The organism is Rhodococcus ruber, from assembly GCF_016804345.1.
GTDB lineage: Bacteria > Actinomycetota > Actinomycetes > Mycobacteriales > Mycobacteriaceae > Rhodococcus > Rhodococcus ruber.
The window spans coordinates 3,407,440-3,423,014 of the sequence record NZ_CP044211.1 but is presented as its reverse complement, the minus strand read 5'-3'; the positions used below and the strand labels follow the sequence as shown (position 1 = coordinate 3,423,014).

Sequence of the window (15,575 nt, the reverse complement as noted above, 5' to 3'; positions counted from 1 at the left end):
GTTCGGCAGCAGAGGAGGACTGGATGGCGGACGTCGAACGGCACAGCTACGACGTGGTGGTCATCGGCGCGGGCGGGGCGGGGCTGCGTGCCGTCATCGAGGCGCGTCAGCGCGGACTGCGGGTCGCAGTCGTGTGCAAGTCGCTGTTCGGCAAGGCACACACCGTCATGGCGGAAGGCGGGTGCGCCGCCGCGATGGGCAACGCCAACCCGCACGACTCGTGGCAGGTGCACTTCCAGGACACCATGCGCGGAGGGAAGTTCCTCAACAACTGGCGCATGGCCGAGTTGCATGCGCGCGAGGCCCCCGACCGGGTGTGGGAACTCGAGACCTACGGTGCGTTGTTCGACCGCACCCCCGACGGCCGGATCAGCCAGCGCAACTTCGGCGGTCACACCTACCCCCGGCTCGCGCACGTCGGCGACCGTACCGGGCTCGAGCTGATCCGCACGATGCAGCAGAAGATCGTGTCGCTCCAGCAGGAGGACTACGCCGCCACCGGCGACTACGACGCGCGGGTGCGGGTGTTCGCCGAGTGCACCGTCACCGAACTGCTGAAGGACGGCGAGGGCCGCATCGCCGGTGCGTTCGGGTACTGGCGCGAGTCCGGCCGGTTCGTGCTGTTCGAGGCCCCCGCCGTCGTCCTCGCCACCGGCGGGATCGGCAAGTCCTGGAAGGTCACGTCGAATTCGTGGGAGTACACCGGCGACGGTCATGCGCTCGCGCTGCGGGCCGGGGCCGCCCTGATCAACATGGAGTTCGTCCAGTTCCACCCCACCGGGATGGTGTGGCCGCCCAGCGTCAAGGGCATCCTCGTCACCGAGGGGGTACGCGGTGACGGTGGGGTGCTGAAGAACTCCGAGAACGAACGGTTCATGTTCTCCTACATTCCGCCGGTGTTCAAAGGTCAGTACGCCGAGACGGAGGAGGAGGCCGACCGCTGGTACACCGACCAGGAGAACAATCGCCGCACCCCGGACCTGCTGCCGCGCGACGAGGTGGCCCGCGCCATCAATTCCGAGGTCAAGGCCGGTCGTGGCACCCCGCACGGCGGGGTGTTCCTCGACATCGCCTCACGCATGCCCGCCGAGGAGATCGTCCGGCGGCTGCCGTCGATGCACCACCAGTTCAAGGAACTCGCCGACGTCGATATCACCGCCGAGGCGATGGAGGTCGGCCCCACCTGCCACTACGTGATGGGCGGGATCGAGGTCGATCCCGAGACCGGGGCCGCGTCCGTGCCCGGCCTGTTCGCCGCCGGCGAGTGCTCGGGCGGGATGCACGGGTCGAACCGGCTCGGCGGCAACTCCCTGTCGGACCTGCTGGTGTTCGGCCGGCGCGCCGGTCTCGGCGCCGCCGACTACGTGCAGGGCCTCGGGCACCGTCCACGCCTCGCGGACGCGGACCTCGTCGCGGCGGCGCGTACGGCGCTGGCGCCCTTCGATCCCGCCGAGCCCGCGACGGCGGAGAACCCGTACACCCTGCACACCGGGTTGCAGCAGTGCATGCAGGACCTGGTGGGCATCATCCGGCGCGCGGACGAGATCGCCCGCGCCCTCGACGATCTCGCTGCGTTGCGGGCACGGATCCGCAACGTCGCCGTGGAGGGGCACCGGCAGTTCAATCCCGGCTGGCACCTCGCCCTGGATCTGCGCAACATGCTGCTCGTGAGCGAGTGCGTGGCCCGGGCGGCGTTGCTGCGCACCGAGAGCCGGGGCGGGCATACCCGCGACGACCACCCGTCGATGGATCCGAACTGGCGCCGGACGCTGCTGGTGTGTCGCACGGACGACGGCGACGGCTCGATCCCGGATGTCACCGTCGCGCCCGAACGTCAGGTGCCCATGCGTCCGGACCTGTTGGCGCTGTTCGATGTCGAGGAACTCGCCAAGTACTACACCGACGACGAACTCGCGGAACATCCGGGACGGAGGCCGTAGCCATGGGCTACCGAGCGGCATTCAGGATCTGGCGCGGCGACGACGGGGGCGGCGAACTGCGCGACTACACCGTCGAGGTGAACGAGGGGGAGGTCGTTCTCGACATCGTCCACCGGCTGCAGGCCACCCAGGCTCCCGACCTGGCGGTGCGATGGAACTGCAAGGCGGGCAAGTGCGGGTCCTGCTCGGCGGAGGTCAACGGCCGTCCGCGGCTGCTGTGTATGACCCGGATGTCGGTCTTCGCGGAGGACGAGGTGGTCACCGTGACCCCGCTGCGCACCTTCCCGGTGATCCGGGACCTGGTCACCGATGTGTCCTTCAACTACGCCAAGGCCCGGGAGATCCCGGCGTTCGCGCCCCCACCCGACCTGGCGCCGGGGGAGTACCGGATGCGGCAGATCGACGTGCAGCGGTCGCAGGAGTTCCGCAAGTGCATCGAGTGCTTCCTGTGCCAGAACGTCTGCCACGTGGTGCGCGACCACGAGGAGAACAAGGAGGCGTTCGCCGGACCCCGGTACCTGATGCGGATCGCCGAACTCGAGATGCATCCGCTCGACGTGGCCGACCGGCGCACCGCCGCCCAGGAAGAGCACGGACTGGGGCTGTGCAACATCACCAAGTGCTGCACCGAGGTGTGCCCGGAGAACATCCACATCACGGACAACGCGCTGATCCCGATGAAGGAACGCGTCGTCGACCGTCGCTACGACCCGATCGTCTGGCTCGGAAACAAGCTGTTCCGGCGCTGACCGGTCCGGCCGAATGTCACATGCGTTCAGTTGAACCGCACCGGTGTGACATTCGGTCCGGGCGCCTCGGTGCCGCCCGCGTGCACCCGGGTGCGGATGCCGTCGACGAACAGGGTCAGGCCGAAATCGAAGCGCACGGCCGGATCCCCGTCGAGCAGGTCGTCGTCCGAACCGGCCGCGGTCTCGGTGGCGACGTCGGGGGAGACGGGCTTGCGGGTCAGCGCCCCGAGTTCGGCGAGTTGCAGGCGGGACTGTTCGTCGACGGTGTGGCCGAGGACGTAGTGCAGCAGCGCGTATCCGGCGAGCTCGGCGTGCGCCCGGGACAACCGGGCCCGGAGCCCCGCCGCGACGAATGCCTCGCGCACCCGCGCAGTGGTCAGGCGCGACGCGTAGGTCGCGGCGACGAGTTCCGCGCCGTCTCGGTGCGCGAGCAGTGCGGCGCGGAAGCGATGCGCGAGTTCGCTGAGGGCGCCGTCCCACGTGGACGCCGTGGGCGGGGCCGCGACGCCGTCGAGGATGCGGTCGGCCATCGCCCCGAGCAGGGTCTGCTTGTTCGGGAAGTGCCAGTACAGGGCCCCGGGCTGGACGCCGAGCGAGGTGGCGAGCTTCCGCATCGTCAGGTCGCCGAGCCCGTACTCGTCGAGGATCGCCATCGCGCCGTCGAGGACGTCGCCGCGTCGCAACTGCACCGTTCGCTCCCGTCTGGTTCCCGAGCATCCGTCGCGTTGACAGTAGACCACCGTCACCCTAGCCTGAACGTCGTTCAAGTGAACGGTGTTCAAGTGTGCCGCGACCCGCATCCTCCAGGAGACTCCCGTGACCCAGGCCCCCGCCCGTGCCGACATCCTCGCCCTCGCCCGCGAACAGGTCCTGGGGCGTGGCGAGGGACTCGACCGCGAGCAGGTGCTCGAGGTGCTGCGGCTGCCCGACGACCGGCTCGAGGACCTGCTCGGCCTGGCCCACGAGGTCCGCATGACCTGGTGCGGCCCCGAGGTCGAGGTGGAGGGCATCATCAGCCTCAAGACCGGCGGCTGCCCCGAGGACTGCCACTTCTGCTCCCAGTCGGGACTGTTCGCCTCCCCGGTCCGCTCGGCGTGGCTCGACATCCCCAGCCTCGTCGAGGCCGCCAAGCAGACGGCCAAGACCGGCGCGACCGAGTTCTGCATCGTCGCCGCCGTCCGAGGGCCCGACGCGCGTCTGATGGCTCAGGTCGCCGCCGGTGTCGAAGCGATCCGCAACGAGGTCGACATCCAGGTGGCGTGTTCGCTCGGCATGCTCACCCGGGAGCAGGTCGACCAGCTCGCCGCGATGGGAGTGCACCGCTACAACCACAACCTCGAGACCGCCCGCTCGTTCTTCCCCCAGGTCGTCACCACCCACACCTGGGAGGAGCGGTGGGAGACGCTGCGGATGGTCCGTGAGGCCGGGATGGAGGTGTGCTGCGGCGGCATCCTGGGCATGGGGGAGACGCTCGAGCAGCGCGCCGAATTCGCCGCCGACCTGGCCGCCCTCGAACCCGACGAGGTGCCCCTGAACTTCCTCAACCCGCGCCCGGGCACCCCGTTCGGGGACCTCGAGGTCCTGCCGGCGGCGGAGGCGCTCAAGGCCGTTGCCGCCTTCCGGCTCGCGCTGCCGCGCACCATCCTGCGCTTCGCCGGCGGCCGCGAGATCACCCTCGGCGACCTCGGCGCCAAGCAGGGCATCCTCGGCGGCATCAACGCCGTCATCGTCGGCAACTACCTCACCACCCTCGGCCGGCCCGCCGAGTCCGACCTCGACCTGCTCGGCGAGCTGAAGATGCCGATCAAGGCGCTCGGCGAGACCTTCTAGGAGGCCGGTGTGTTCAATCCGTTCACCGGCCGGCCCGTGGACGAGGACGCCCCGGTCCCGGCCGCGGCCCGGCTCGGTCTCGAACCGCCCCGGTTCTGCGAGCAGTGCGGACGGCGGATGATCGTGCAGATCGCCCCCGACGGCTGGTGGGCCCGGTGCTCACGGCACGGGATGCTCGATTCGAGCCTGACCGAACGTCGCTGAGACGGGGGCCGGCCGCCGGCGGGCACGGTCGCAGCGCGTCCGCCGACGGCCGGACCCGGCTCAGTCGAGGATGGCGGTCGCTTCGACTTCGACGAGCACATCCGGCTCGAACAGGTAGTCCACGCCGACGAGGGAGGCCGGCGGCACCGGCACGGGCAGCCCGATCTCCTCGGCGACCTGTTCGAGGCCCGCCATGAAGTCGGTGATCTTCTCCGGTGCCCAGTTCGTGACGTAGAAGGTCAGCCGCAGGACGTCGCCGAACCCCGCCCCCGCACCGGCCAGTCCGGTTGCGGTGTTCCGCAACGCCTGGGCGACCTGTCCCGCCAGATCGCCGGGTGAGACGGGGGTGCCGTCCGCGAGCCGGGCGATCTGGCCGGCGACGTGGACATGGCGGGTGCCCGTGCCGACGGCGACGTGGTGGTACGGGGTGGGCTGGGTCATGCCTTCGGGGGTCAGGTATCGAACGGTCATGGGGTGCTCCTCGCTCATCGATCCGAACAGGTATCACAGTGATACTTGGTCTCCGAAGGTCACTTCAACGAGACTAGGTGTCGTGCGCGATACCACCTCGGACGCCCTCGGTGCACTCACGGTCACCGCACCGCATCGTGAGCTGCTCGATCAGATCCTCGACAAGTGGTCGTTGGCGGTGTGCAACGAGCTGTGCGAGCGTCCGAGCCGGTTCAACGAGCTGCGGCGCGCGATCCCCGCCGTGACGCAGAAGTCGCTGACCGCGACCCTGCGTCGACTCGAACGCAACGGCATCGTCGAGCGCACGCTCCTCAGTTCCCGCCCGGTCGCGGTCGAATACCGGATGACCCCGCTCGGTAAGACGCTCCGCCCGCCGGTCGACGTCCTCCTCGCGTGGGCCGACGCGCACCTGCCCGAAATCGACGCCGCCCGCGCGCGCTTCGATGCGGAGTCGGACCTCGCCTGAGGCGCCGCGTCCGGGGCTCGCGGAATCGGGGTGCGCGCGAACTCCGGGTGCGATCCGGGCGCCGTGCGGCGGGCCAGGGCGGATCACCCCGGGTGCTGACCCCCGCCCCGCCGGGTCCACCCGGGCGCCGGCACCGGTCAACCCGGCGGGCGCAGGGCGGCGAACTCGTCGGTGACGCGCAGGCGCGACTCGGTGAAGCGGAACAGCGCGGGAGGCCGGCCGCCGGCCCGGCCGGACGGCGCGGTGGTGCCGGTGGGGGTCAGGACGTCGCGCCGCTTGAGCACGCGCTGCAGGTTCGTGGCGTCCACCTGGTATCCGAGTGCCGCGCAGTAGATCTCGCGCAACGTGGACATGGCGAACTCGGCCGGGGCCAGCCCGAAGGCGATGTTGGTGTACGACAGCTTGGCGGCCAGGCGGGTGCGCGCGTTCTCGACCATGATCCCGTGGTCGAAGGACATCGCCGGCAGGTCCGAGACGGGATGCCAGGCGGTGTCCCCGGGTAGCCGGGGATCGGAGGTGATCGGCACCAGCCCGAGGTACGTCGAGGCGATCGTGCGCGGTCCCGGCACGCGGTGCGGATCGGAGAACACCGAGAGCTGCTCGAGGTGCGCCACCTCGCGCACGTCGACCTTCTCGGCCAGCTGGCGGCGCGCGGAGGTGGTGAGGTCCTCGTCGTCGCGGAGGCGGCCTCCGGGCAGCGACCAGGTGCCCGCCTGCGGGTCGAGGGCACGCTGCCACAGCAGCACTCCGAGCTCGGTCTTCGTGCCCCCGTGGGTGTCCGGGAATCGGCGGACCTGGAACACGACGATGAGCACTTCGTGAAGGGTGCTACCATGTGTCATGTTTTCGACCCTAAGTCGAAAACCACCGAATACGGAAATCCGGGCACAGCCCGCCCGGTGCACGGCGAAGGAGCAGGCCATGACCACTACGACGTGGGCGGGCGCACAGACCCCGATCCAGGACGGACCCGCCGGTTACACGGGCGTCGAGGCGACCCCGGAATGGGCCGAGGAGGTCCGGCGACTGGCGCGTGAGCGCAACGCCACGTTGCTGGCGCACAACTACCAGCTGCCCGCCATCCAGGACGTTGCCGACCACGTCGGCGACTCCCTCGCCCTCTCGCGCATCGCCGCCGAGGCCGAGGAGGACACCATCGTCTTCTGCGGCGTGCACTTCATGGCCGAGACCGCGAAGATCCTCAGTCCCACCAAGACGGTCCTCATCCCCGACGAGCGGGCCGGCTGCTCGCTCGCGGACTCGATCACCGCCGAGCAGTTGCGCGAATGGAAGGCCGATCATCCCGACGCGGTCGTCGTGTCGTACGTCAACACCACCGCCGAGGTCAAGGGCCTGACCGACATCTGCTGCACCTCCTCGAACGCGGTCGACGTCGTCGCCTCCATCGACCCCGACCGCGAGGTGCTCTTCCTGCCCGACCAATTCCTCGGCGCCCACGTCAAGCGCGTGACCGGCCGGCAGAACATGCACATCTGGGCGGGCGAATGCCACGTGCACGCCGGGATCAACGGCGACGAACTCGCCGCCAAGTCCAAGGCGCACCCCGACGCCGAGCTGTTCGTCCACCCCGAGTGCGGCTGCGCGACGTCCGCGCTGTACCTCGCGGGCGAGGGCTTCGTCGCCGACGACAAGGTCAAGATCCTGTCGACCGGCGGCATGCTCGACGCGGCCCGCGCCACCGGCGCGAAGCAGGTTCTCGTCGCCACCGAGGTGGGCATGCTGCACCAGCTGCGCAAGGCCGCACCCGGAGTCGACTTCCAGGCCGTCAACGACCGCGCGTCCTGCCCCTACATGAAGATGATCACCCCGGCCGCGTTGCTGCGCTGCCTGCAGGAGGGCAAGGACGAGGTCCACGTCGACCCGGCCGTCGCCGAGCGGGCGCGGCAGTCGGTGCAGCGGATGATCGCCATCGGCAACCCCGGCGGCGGGGAGTGATCATGTCCTCCGGTGTCGGCGCGGCCCGAGCGGAGCGGCAGGACACGATCCGCTGGGAGGCCCGCGCCGACCTCGTGGTGGTCGGGGGCGGCGTGGCCGGCCTCACCGCCGCCCGCGCCGCGTCCCGGCGCGGACTGCGGGTACTGACCGTCAGCAAGGGCGGCCCCACCGACACCGCCACCCAGTACGCGCAGGGCGGCATCGCCGTCGTCGCCCCGGGCCCGGCGGATTCCGTGGACGCCCACGTCGCCGACACGTGCGCCGCCGGTGCCGGTCTGTGCGACGAGGCGGCCGTGCGGTCCATCGTCTCCGGCGGCCAGGATGCCGTCGCCGCGCTCACCGACCTCGGCGCCGTGTTCGACCGCGGCCGCGACGGCGGCATCGCCCGCACCCGCGAGGGCGGGCACAGCACCCGGCGCATCATCCACGCCGGCGGCGACGCCACCGGCGCCGAGATCCAGCGTGCCCTGGGCGCTGCCGGCCTGCCGGTGCTCTTCGGGGCCACCGCCGCCCGCGTCCTCACCGACGACGGTGGAGTCACCGGGCTGCTCGTCCTCGACGGCCGGGGCCTCGGTGTCGTCCACGCCCCGGCCGTGCTGCTGGCCACCGGCGGTCTCGGGCAGCTGTACGCGTGCAGCACAAACCCGGCCGGCGCCACCGCCGACGGGATCGCGCTGGCGCTGGACGCCGGCGCCGCCGTCGCCGACCTCGAGTTCGTGCAGTTCCACCCGACCGTGCTGTTCGCGGCCGGATCCGTCGGCCGCCGCCCACTCGTCAGCGAGGCCGTGCGCGGCGAGGGCGCACGCCTCGTGGACAGCGCCGGCCGCTCGGTCACCGCCGGAGCGCATCCCCTCGGCGACCTCGCACCGCGCGACGTCGTCTCCCGTGCCATCGCCACCCGGCTCGCCGAACTCGGCGACGACCACGTCCTGCTCGATGCGCGGCACCTGGAGGGATTCGCGCGGCGGTTCCCGACCGTCACGGCCTCCCTCGCGCAGGTGGGCCTGGACCCGGCTCGGGACCTGATCCCCGTCGCCCCGGCCGCGCACTACTCGTGCGGTGGGGTCGTCACCGACGTGTACGGCCGCACCGGCGTTCCGGGGCTGTACGCGGCGGGCGAGGTCGCCCGCACCGGCCTGCACGGGGGCAACCGGCTCGCCTCCAACAGCCTGCTCGAGGGCCTCGTCGTCGGCGAACGCGCCGGCGTGGCAGCGGCCGAGGAGCGCGGGGGACTGCGCGTCGAGACCGCCGACGCCGACCTGCCGGCGCGGCCCCGCGCGCCCCGGGCGGCGTTGCAGCAGCTGATGACCCGGCACGCCTCCGTCGTCCGCGATGCGGCCGGACTCGCCGTCGCCGGGGCGAACCTCGCTTCCGCCCCGACCGACCGGTGCGCCGACGCGCCGGCACTCGAGGACGCCGCGCTCACCGTCGCGGCCCGGGCCCTGACCCTCGCGGCCGGCGCCCGGACCGAGAGCCGCGGATGCCACACCCGTTCGGACCATCCCGGCACCGACCCCGCCCAGCGTCGCAGCCTCGAGACGCGGCTCGATGCGGACGGCGAGATCACGCTGCACACACCACAACTCACAGGAGCGCACTGAATGGCCAGTACCGAGCTGCCCGCCGGACTCGATCGGGACGAGACGCTCGCGCTGGTGCGCGTCGCCCTCGACGAGGACCTGCGCTACGGCCCGGATGTGACCACCGACGCCACGGTGCCCGCCGATGCCGTGGCCACGGCATCGGTGGTGCCGCGCAGCCCCGGCACCGTCGCCGGGATCGACATCGGTCTGCTGGTGCTCGACGAGGTCCTCGGCGCCGGCACCTACGAGGTGCTCGACCGTGCCGTCGACGGGCACCGCGCCGAGGCGGGGGAGACCGTCCTGACGGTGCAGGCACCCACCCGGGGCCTGCTCACCGCCGAGCGCACCATGCTGAACCTGATGTGTCACCTGTCCGGCATCGCCACGGCCACCGCTCGGTGGGTGGACGCCGTCGCCGGCACCGACGCGAAGATCCGCGACAGCCGCAAGACCCTGCCCGGCCTGCGCGCGCTGCAGAAGTACGCGGTGCGGGTCGGTGGTGGGGTCAACCACCGGATGGGTCTCGGCGACGCCGCGCTGATCAAGGACAACCACGTCGTCGCCGCCGGTTCGGTCGTCGCGGCGCTGCGGGCCGTGCGGGCCCAGGCCCCCGGCCTCGAGTGCGAGGTGGAGGTCGACAGCCTCGAGCAGTTCGACGAGGTGCTCGCCGAGAACGTCGAGCTGATCCTGCTCGACAACTTCCCGCTGTGGCAGACGCAGATCGCGGTGCAGCGGCGTAACACCCACGCGCCGCGGACTCGGCTCGAGTCCTCCGGGGGCCTGACCCTCGACGTGGCCGCGGACTACGCCCGCACCGGCGTCGACTACCTCGCCGTCGGCGCGTTGACCCATTCGGTGAGCGTCCTCGACCTCGGTCTCGACATGTGACGCCACGCCGCGCCGCGCGTGGCGCCGGCCGCGCCGATCGCGTACAACTGGCTACGTATCCGCCGCCGTGAGGCACCTCACGGCGGCGGCGCGCGTCCGGCGGGTCACAGGGGGCCCACCACGAACGAGTTCCCCGGCGGGGGAGCGGAGAGAGTTCGCATGCGTCTGCCGATGGCACCGACCGACTCGATGTTCCTGCTCGGCGAGTCGCGCGAACATCCCATGCATGTCGGGGGACTGATCCTGCTGCAGCCGCCGCCGGGCGGCGACGCCCGTACCCTGCGCACCTTGTTCGACGCGGCCCTCGCCCGTGACGACGTGGCGTCCCTGTGGCGCCGACGAGCCGTCCGCTCGCTCACCACCTTCGGGATGTGGGCGTGGGAGGACGATCCGCACTTCGATCTCGAGTACCACGTCCGGCGCGACGCGCTGCCGCAGCCCGGCGGGAACGCCGAACTGCGCGCGCTGGTGTCCCGGCTGCACAGCACCCTGCTCGACCGCAGCCGGCCGCTGTGGGAGATGCACCTGATCGAGGGTCTCGCCGACGGCCGGTACGCGATCTACACGAAGATCCACCACGCCCTCGCCGACGGGGTCGGTGCCATGCGGCTGCTGCACCGGGCCCTGAGCGCCGACCCGGACCGCACCGACATGCCGGCGCCCTGGTCGCCCTTCCCGTCCCCGGACCCGGTGCACTCCGCGGTGGGGACCGCGCTCGACCTGCCGGGCGTGACGGTGCGCGCCGTGCGCGGCGTGATCGGCGAGACCGTCGGGATGGTGCCCGCCGTGGTCGGGACCGTGGACCGGGCCCTGCGGGGCCGAGGTGGCGCGATGTCGCTCGCGGCGCCGCGCACGATGTTCAACGTCTCCATCGCCGGTGGCCGCCGCTTCGCCGCGCACGACTGGTCGCTGGTGCGGCTGCGGCGCGTCGCCGAGGCGGCCCGCGCCACCGTCAACGATGTCGTTCTCGCGATGTCCGCGGGAGCACTGCGCGCCTATCTGCTCGAACACGAGGCCCTGCCCGACGATTCGCTCGTCGCGATGGTGCCGGTCTCGCTGCGGCGGGAGAAGACCACCGAGGGCGGCAACGACGTCGGCGTCCTGATGTGCCCGCTGGCGACCCACCTCGACGACTCGGCGGCGCGCCTGCTCGCCGTCAGGGACGCGATGGTCGACGGCAAGCAGTCCCTGCGGGGCCGCTCCCAGACGGCGCTGCTCACCGTGAGTGCCCTGGGCATGGCACCGCTTGCGGTGGGGGTGCTCACCGGCAACCGGGCCGTGGTCCGCCCGCCGTTCAACGTGATCGTCTCCAACGTGCCCGGCCCGACCGAGCCGCTGTACTGGAACGGTGCCCGCGTCGACGCCCTGTACCCGCTGTCGGTGCCGGTCGACGGGCAGGCCCTCAACATCACCTGCACCAGCACCGACGACCGGATCGCCTTCGGTCTGACCTCGTGCAGCCGCAGCGTCCCGCGGCTCGATCGTCTCCTCGGGCACCTCGACGACGAACTCACCGCACTCGAACGCGCCTTCGGGGTGCCGGCCGCCGGCCACGATCGGTCGGGCTAGGCTCGCCGGCGTGACTTCCTTCGAGCCCGCCGTCGTCGCGGCCGTGACCCGGCACATGAACGACGACCACGCTGACGACAACCTGCTGGTGGTCCGTGCGTTCGCCGAACCCACGGCAGACGTCGCGCGCATGACCGGCGTGCACACCGAGTTCGGCGAGTGGGTCGCCGAGGTGGGCGGCACCGAGACGACGGTGCGGGTGCCGTGGCTCGAACCCGTCGCCGACCGGGCGGGGATCCGTACCGCGGTCGTCGCCCTGTATCACGCCGCGTGCGAGCGGCTCGGCGTGCCGCCGCGACAGCACTGACCGGACGCTAGGCCGCGGTGGCCGTGCGGCGCACGGTGGCGAGGAACGCGGCGGCAGCGAAGAACAGCCCGGAGAACACCCGGCCGGTGAGGCGCTGCTGGTGTGGCGAGCGCATCAGCGTCAGCACCCGTGCCGCCAGACCCGTGTATCCGGTCATGACGATCATGTCGACGGTCACCATGGTCGCCGCGATGATCAGGTACTGCTGCAGCAGCGGAGCCCCGGGATCGAGGAACTGCGGCAGTACGGCCAGCATGAACACCACAGCCTTCGGGTTGCTCGCGTTGATCAGGAAGCCGCGGGCCACCAGGACCGGTGCCGAGCCGAGACCCGGCGCCGCGTCGGGGGTGACCTCGGCGGGCCGCGTGCGCCACTGGCGCACTCCCAGATACACGAGGTAGGCGACGCCGAACCACTTGATCACCGTGAAGGCGGCGGCGGATCCGGCGAGGATCGCGCCGACGCCGGCGGCGACCACGACGATCTGCAGCAGCAGGCCGAGTTGCAGCCCGACGATGTTCCACCAGCCGCGCCGCAACCCGTGGGCGAGGCCCGAGGACATCGATGCGATGGCGCCGGCGCCGGGGGAGAGGCTGATCATCCAGGACGCGCCGAGCAGGGCCACCCAGGTCTGCCAGGTCATCCCGCCATGCTACGACCGGGCCGGGCGGGTCATCTCGGCACCGGTGCCGGCACCGGCACCGGCACCGGCCAGGGCTCGCCGGTGACGGCCCGGTAGGCGGCGACCCCGTCGGTCGGGCGGCGCGTCAGATCCGGATCGGTGCGCACGTCGACGGTGTAGAGGCCGAAACGTGGTGTGTAGCTTCCCCACTCGTAGTTGTCGGTGATCGACCAGTAGTTGTATCCGAAGACGGGGGCGCCGTCGGCCGCGGCTCGGCGCACCCGGTCGACGTGCTCACGCAGGTGTCGCGCCCGGGTCCAGCCGTCGGCGCGGGGCGCCCCGTCGGCGGTGGGCATTCCGTTCTCCACGACGTACAGCGGCAGCCCGGGGTAGCGGTGGGTGTAGTGCATCAGCGCCTCGTACATCCCGTCGGGATGCGGAACGATCGAGGCGAAGTCGTCGGTGAGCGCGTGGATCGCGCTCGGGTTGTCCACCGTGGCGCCGTAGTAGTAGTCCAGGCCGAGGAAGTCGAGGGTGTCGCGGACCCGGTCGACGAACAGCGTGTCGAGTCCGGTCTGGACGCCGGGTATGTATGCGGTGTTCGACGTCACGCGCGCCCCCGGATCCAGTTCGTGGATCCGGGCATAGACGGCGCGGTGCGCGACGACCAGGGCGTCGAACATGCGCGGGACGTCGCCGGCGGTGAGCCCGCCGAAGGCGAGTTCCTTCTGGACGTAGATGGTCGGTTCGTTGATCGTCACCCACATCACCCCCTGCCCGGCGTACCGGGCGACGACCCGCTCGGCGTTGGCGAGCCACGCCTCGATCGTGGCGGGATCGCGCCAGCCGCCGCGGTCGGCGATCCAGCCGGGGTACACCCAGTGGTCGAGGGTGATCATCGGGATCATGCCGTGCCCGCGCACCGCCGCGACCACGTCGTCGTAGTAGCGCAGTTCGGTCTCGTCCCAGTCGTGTGGGGTGGGTTGGATGCGGGACCACTCGACCGAGAACCGGAACACGTCCACCCCGAGGCCTGCGGCGGCGGCGATGTCCTCCCGGTAGCGGTGCCGGAAATCCACCGACGTGCCGACAGGTTCGCGGGTGCGGCCCGCCGCGGCGTATCGGGTCCAGTTGCTGTCCGGCGGTGAGCCTTCGGACTGGAAGCCCGAACTCGACACGCCCCACAGGAACCCGTCTGCCGGGGCGTGGGCGGGCGGCGCCGGCCCCGCCGCGGCGGGGGTTGCGACGACGACGGCCAGTACCACCGCCACCGCGGCCCTCGAGGCCACCGCGACCGCGGCCGCCCGGACTGCGGTGGCGGAGATCCTCATCGGGAGTGCGCGGCGATCCGGGCAGCGAGCCGTGGCCACAGGTCCGCGAGGGCGCGCCGGCCGACGAACAACCCGAGGTGGCCGGCATCGACCTCGTGCACCGTGATGTCACCCGCGGGGGTGCGCACCTGGTCGGCGAGGGCGAGGACCTGTCCCGGTGGCACCACGAGGTCCTGTCGACCGAGGACGATGTGCACGGGGCACTCGACGGCGGTCAGGTCCACCGTGCCGGCAGCGGTGGTGACGGCGCCGGCGACAAGGTCGTTGCCGATGAACAGGTGCTCGAGGATCCACGTCCGGAACGCCGCAGGGATCTCCTGCCGCCAGAGGAACCACCGGCGTTCCTCGATCGCCTGGGCGAGGGTCTCGGGGTCGTCGAGCAGACCCAGCAGTTCGAGGCTGCGCTCGATCTCGCTCACCGGGTCGGTGGGCAGCACCCCGAACAGCCGGCCGGTGTCGTACCACAGGTTCAGCACGGACGTGGACACCGCGCGGGGCAGGTGGTCGAAGGCGACGGCAGCGGGACGGTCGGCGTGGAAGTCGATCGGCGCCCCCGCGACGGTGAGGCTGTGCACGGTCTGCGGGTGCAGGGCGGTGTGCATCGCCGCGAGCCAGCCGCCCTGGCTGCCGCCGATCAGGTTGACCCGACCGCCGAGCAGGTCGACGGCCTCGGCGAGGACGGCGAGATGGTCGTCGAGGGAGGCGCTGTCGGTGGCCGGACCGGCGGGGGCCCAGTCCAGGCAGTACAGCCGTGTCAGCCCGCCGCCGCGCAGGGCCTGGACCTGACTGCGGTCGGAGGAGAGATCGACGATGCACGAGTGCGACCCGGACTGCGGCGGCAGCAGCAGGGTGGGTACGGCTTCCGGTTCCGGGGCGTCGGGGTCGCTGCAGTCACGCAGCCGGGCGAGCGGCCAGGAGTGTGCGACGGGCCACGGATGCGCCCAGTGCGGCGGTTCGCGGTCGGTGAGCGCCCGCCACCAGTCGGCGATGTCGGTCGCGACGTCGAGTGGATGCGCGCCGCGCCGGGCCAGGGTGGCCAGGTAGCTGCTCCAACCGGCGATCGCCGCCGCCCCGAGACGGAACGGGGCGGCGGCGATCGCGACGGTCTGCAGGGCATCCATGGGGTTCATTGAACCGGCGCCCGGTGTGGTGGTACGGCTTCTCCGTCGCGATCGCGACGGAAAAGACGCACAATCGATCACTTGAGGAGATCGCGGGCGGTGGTGGTGACCGTGGCGGTCAGCTCCCGGGCGAAGGAGACCTGCGCCTTGGTGAGGTCCTCGACCCAGCCGATGGGGCTGGCGGAGGCGAGCTTCTCCTGCAGGTCGAGCAGGCTCGACACGGCGCGCTCGTAGGTGTCGACGGTCAGGTTGCCGCTCTGCTTGGCGGCGTCGACGACCTTGTCGTTGAACTCGCTCAGGCGGGCGGCGCTGTCGTCGAGGGCCTTGGTGAACTCGGCGGTGGCCTGGTTGGCGGCGGCGGTGGCCGACTCGGCGATCTTCTGAGCGGCGGCGGTGGCGTCCGCGGTGGCCTTGGCAGCGGCCTCGTTGGCCTTGGCGGCGTCGGCGGTGGTCTTGGCGACGGCGGCGTCGACCGGGGTCTTGGCGGTGGTCATGGCGTTCCTTCCGTTCGAGTGTGCGACAGCGCCTCGGAGGACGC

Annotated in this window: 17 protein-coding genes; 10 read left to right on the top strand and 7 right to left on the bottom strand. The window is 71.6% G+C overall.

Annotation, left to right across the window (positions count from 1 at the left end; all coding sequences use genetic code 11):
- Positions 1-23 precede the first annotated feature (23 nt).
- Complete coding sequence (locus tag F1734_RS15695) at positions 24-1,940, top strand: fumarate reductase/succinate dehydrogenase flavoprotein subunit (RefSeq protein WP_191902787.1); 1,917 nt, start codon at positions 24-26, stop codon at positions 1,938-1,940.
- A gap of 2 nt (positions 1,941-1,942) precedes the next feature.
- The gene (locus tag F1734_RS15690) at positions 1,943-2,689 is read left to right on the top strand and encodes a succinate dehydrogenase/fumarate reductase iron-sulfur subunit (protein ID WP_010595243.1); all 747 of its coding nucleotides are present in this window, start codon (positions 1,943-1,945) and stop codon (positions 2,687-2,689) included.
- A gap of 26 nt (positions 2,690-2,715) precedes the next feature.
- Here the strand turns inward: F1734_RS15690 and F1734_RS15685 are convergent, their stop codons facing one another.
- Positions 2,716-3,378 carry a TetR/AcrR family transcriptional regulator C-terminal domain-containing protein gene (locus tag F1734_RS15685; protein ID WP_203010779.1) on the bottom strand — a complete coding sequence of 221 codons (663 nt, stop codon included), beginning with the start codon at positions 3,376-3,378 and terminating at the stop codon, positions 2,716-2,718.
- 127 nt (positions 3,379-3,505) lie between these two features.
- Between F1734_RS15685 and bioB the strand changes: the two genes are divergently transcribed.
- Both bioB and bsaP read left to right on the top strand, forming a co-directional pair.
- On the top strand, positions 3,506-4,519 hold the full coding sequence (gene bioB, locus F1734_RS15680) for a biotin synthase BioB (protein ID WP_026137926.1): 1,014 nt from the start codon (positions 3,506-3,508) through the stop codon (positions 4,517-4,519).
- Positions 4,520-4,528: 9 nt separating this feature from the next.
- A complete protein-coding gene (bsaP, locus tag F1734_RS15675; protein ID WP_017681415.1) occupies positions 4,529-4,723 on the top strand; it encodes a biotin synthase auxiliary protein BsaP in 195 nt (64 codons plus the stop codon).
- Between the two features lie 60 nt (positions 4,724-4,783).
- Here bsaP and F1734_RS15670 read toward each other — a convergent pair whose 3' ends face one another.
- Entirely contained in the window at positions 4,784-5,194 is a 411-nt protein-coding gene (locus F1734_RS15670) for a RidA family protein (protein WP_017681416.1), read from the bottom strand.
- Between the two features lie 82 nt (positions 5,195-5,276).
- Here F1734_RS15670 and F1734_RS15665 point away from each other — a divergent pair, with 82 nt between their 5' ends.
- Positions 5,277-5,660: a winged helix-turn-helix transcriptional regulator gene (locus tag F1734_RS15665; RefSeq protein WP_010595247.1), complete on the top strand. Its 384-nt coding sequence runs from the start codon at positions 5,277-5,279 to the stop codon at positions 5,658-5,660.
- 137 nt (positions 5,661-5,797) lie between these two features.
- Here the strand turns inward: F1734_RS15665 and F1734_RS15660 are convergent, their stop codons facing one another.
- Complete coding sequence (locus F1734_RS15660; RefSeq protein ID WP_010595248.1) at positions 5,798-6,502, bottom strand: NUDIX hydrolase; 705 nt, start codon at positions 6,500-6,502, stop codon at positions 5,798-5,800.
- Positions 6,503-6,581: 79 nt separating this feature from the next.
- Here F1734_RS15660 and nadA point away from each other — a divergent pair, with 79 nt between their 5' ends.
- The 5 genes from nadA to F1734_RS15635 all read left to right on the top strand — a co-directional run bounded on the left by nadA (position 6,582) and on the right by F1734_RS15635 (position 11,963).
- Positions 6,582-7,616 (top strand): quinolinate synthase NadA, encoded by a 1,035-nt coding sequence (nadA, locus tag F1734_RS15655; RefSeq protein WP_010595249.1) that lies wholly within the window; start codon positions 6,582-6,584, stop codon positions 7,614-7,616.
- Positions 7,617-7,618: 2 nt separating this feature from the next.
- Positions 7,619-9,217, top strand: a complete 1,599-nt coding sequence (locus F1734_RS15650; protein WP_026137927.1) for an L-aspartate oxidase — start codon at positions 7,619-7,621, stop codon at positions 9,215-9,217.
- Positions 9,218-10,087 (top strand): carboxylating nicotinate-nucleotide diphosphorylase, encoded by an 870-nt coding sequence (gene nadC / locus F1734_RS15645; RefSeq protein ID WP_010595251.1) that lies wholly within the window; start codon positions 9,218-9,220, stop codon positions 10,085-10,087.
- Positions 10,088-10,246: 159 nt separating this feature from the next.
- The gene (locus F1734_RS15640; protein WP_040272575.1) at positions 10,247-11,656 is read left to right on the top strand and encodes a WS/DGAT/MGAT family O-acyltransferase; all 1,410 of its coding nucleotides are present in this window, start codon (positions 10,247-10,249) and stop codon (positions 11,654-11,656) included.
- A 10-nt stretch (positions 11,657-11,666) separates the two neighbouring features.
- Positions 11,667-11,963, top strand: a complete 297-nt coding sequence (locus F1734_RS15635; protein WP_010595253.1) for a DUF2470 domain-containing protein — start codon at positions 11,667-11,669, stop codon at positions 11,961-11,963.
- Positions 11,964-11,970: 7 nt separating this feature from the next.
- Here the strand turns inward: F1734_RS15635 and F1734_RS15630 are convergent, their stop codons facing one another.
- The 4 genes from F1734_RS15630 to F1734_RS15615 form a co-directional block, all read right to left on the bottom strand.
- Complete coding sequence (locus F1734_RS15630; RefSeq protein WP_203010778.1) at positions 11,971-12,606, bottom strand: LysE family transporter; 636 nt, start codon at positions 12,604-12,606, stop codon at positions 11,971-11,973.
- A gap of 29 nt (positions 12,607-12,635) precedes the next feature.
- Positions 12,636-13,916, bottom strand: coding sequence for a family 1 glycosylhydrolase (locus tag F1734_RS15625; RefSeq protein WP_203010777.1), 1,281 nt, complete (start codon positions 13,914-13,916; stop codon positions 12,636-12,638).
- The gene (locus tag F1734_RS15620) at positions 13,913-15,037 is read right to left on the bottom strand and encodes a DUF3141 domain-containing protein (RefSeq protein WP_048771028.1); all 1,125 of its coding nucleotides are present in this window, start codon (positions 15,035-15,037) and stop codon (positions 13,913-13,915) included. Before F1734_RS15620 ends, F1734_RS15625 begins: the two co-directional genes overlap by 4 nt.
- A 77-nt stretch (positions 15,038-15,114) precedes the next feature.
- On the bottom strand, positions 15,115-15,531 hold the full coding sequence (locus F1734_RS15615) for a hypothetical protein (RefSeq protein WP_040272567.1): 417 nt from the start codon (positions 15,529-15,531) through the stop codon (positions 15,115-15,117).
- Between the last annotated feature and the right edge of the window lie 44 nt (positions 15,532-15,575).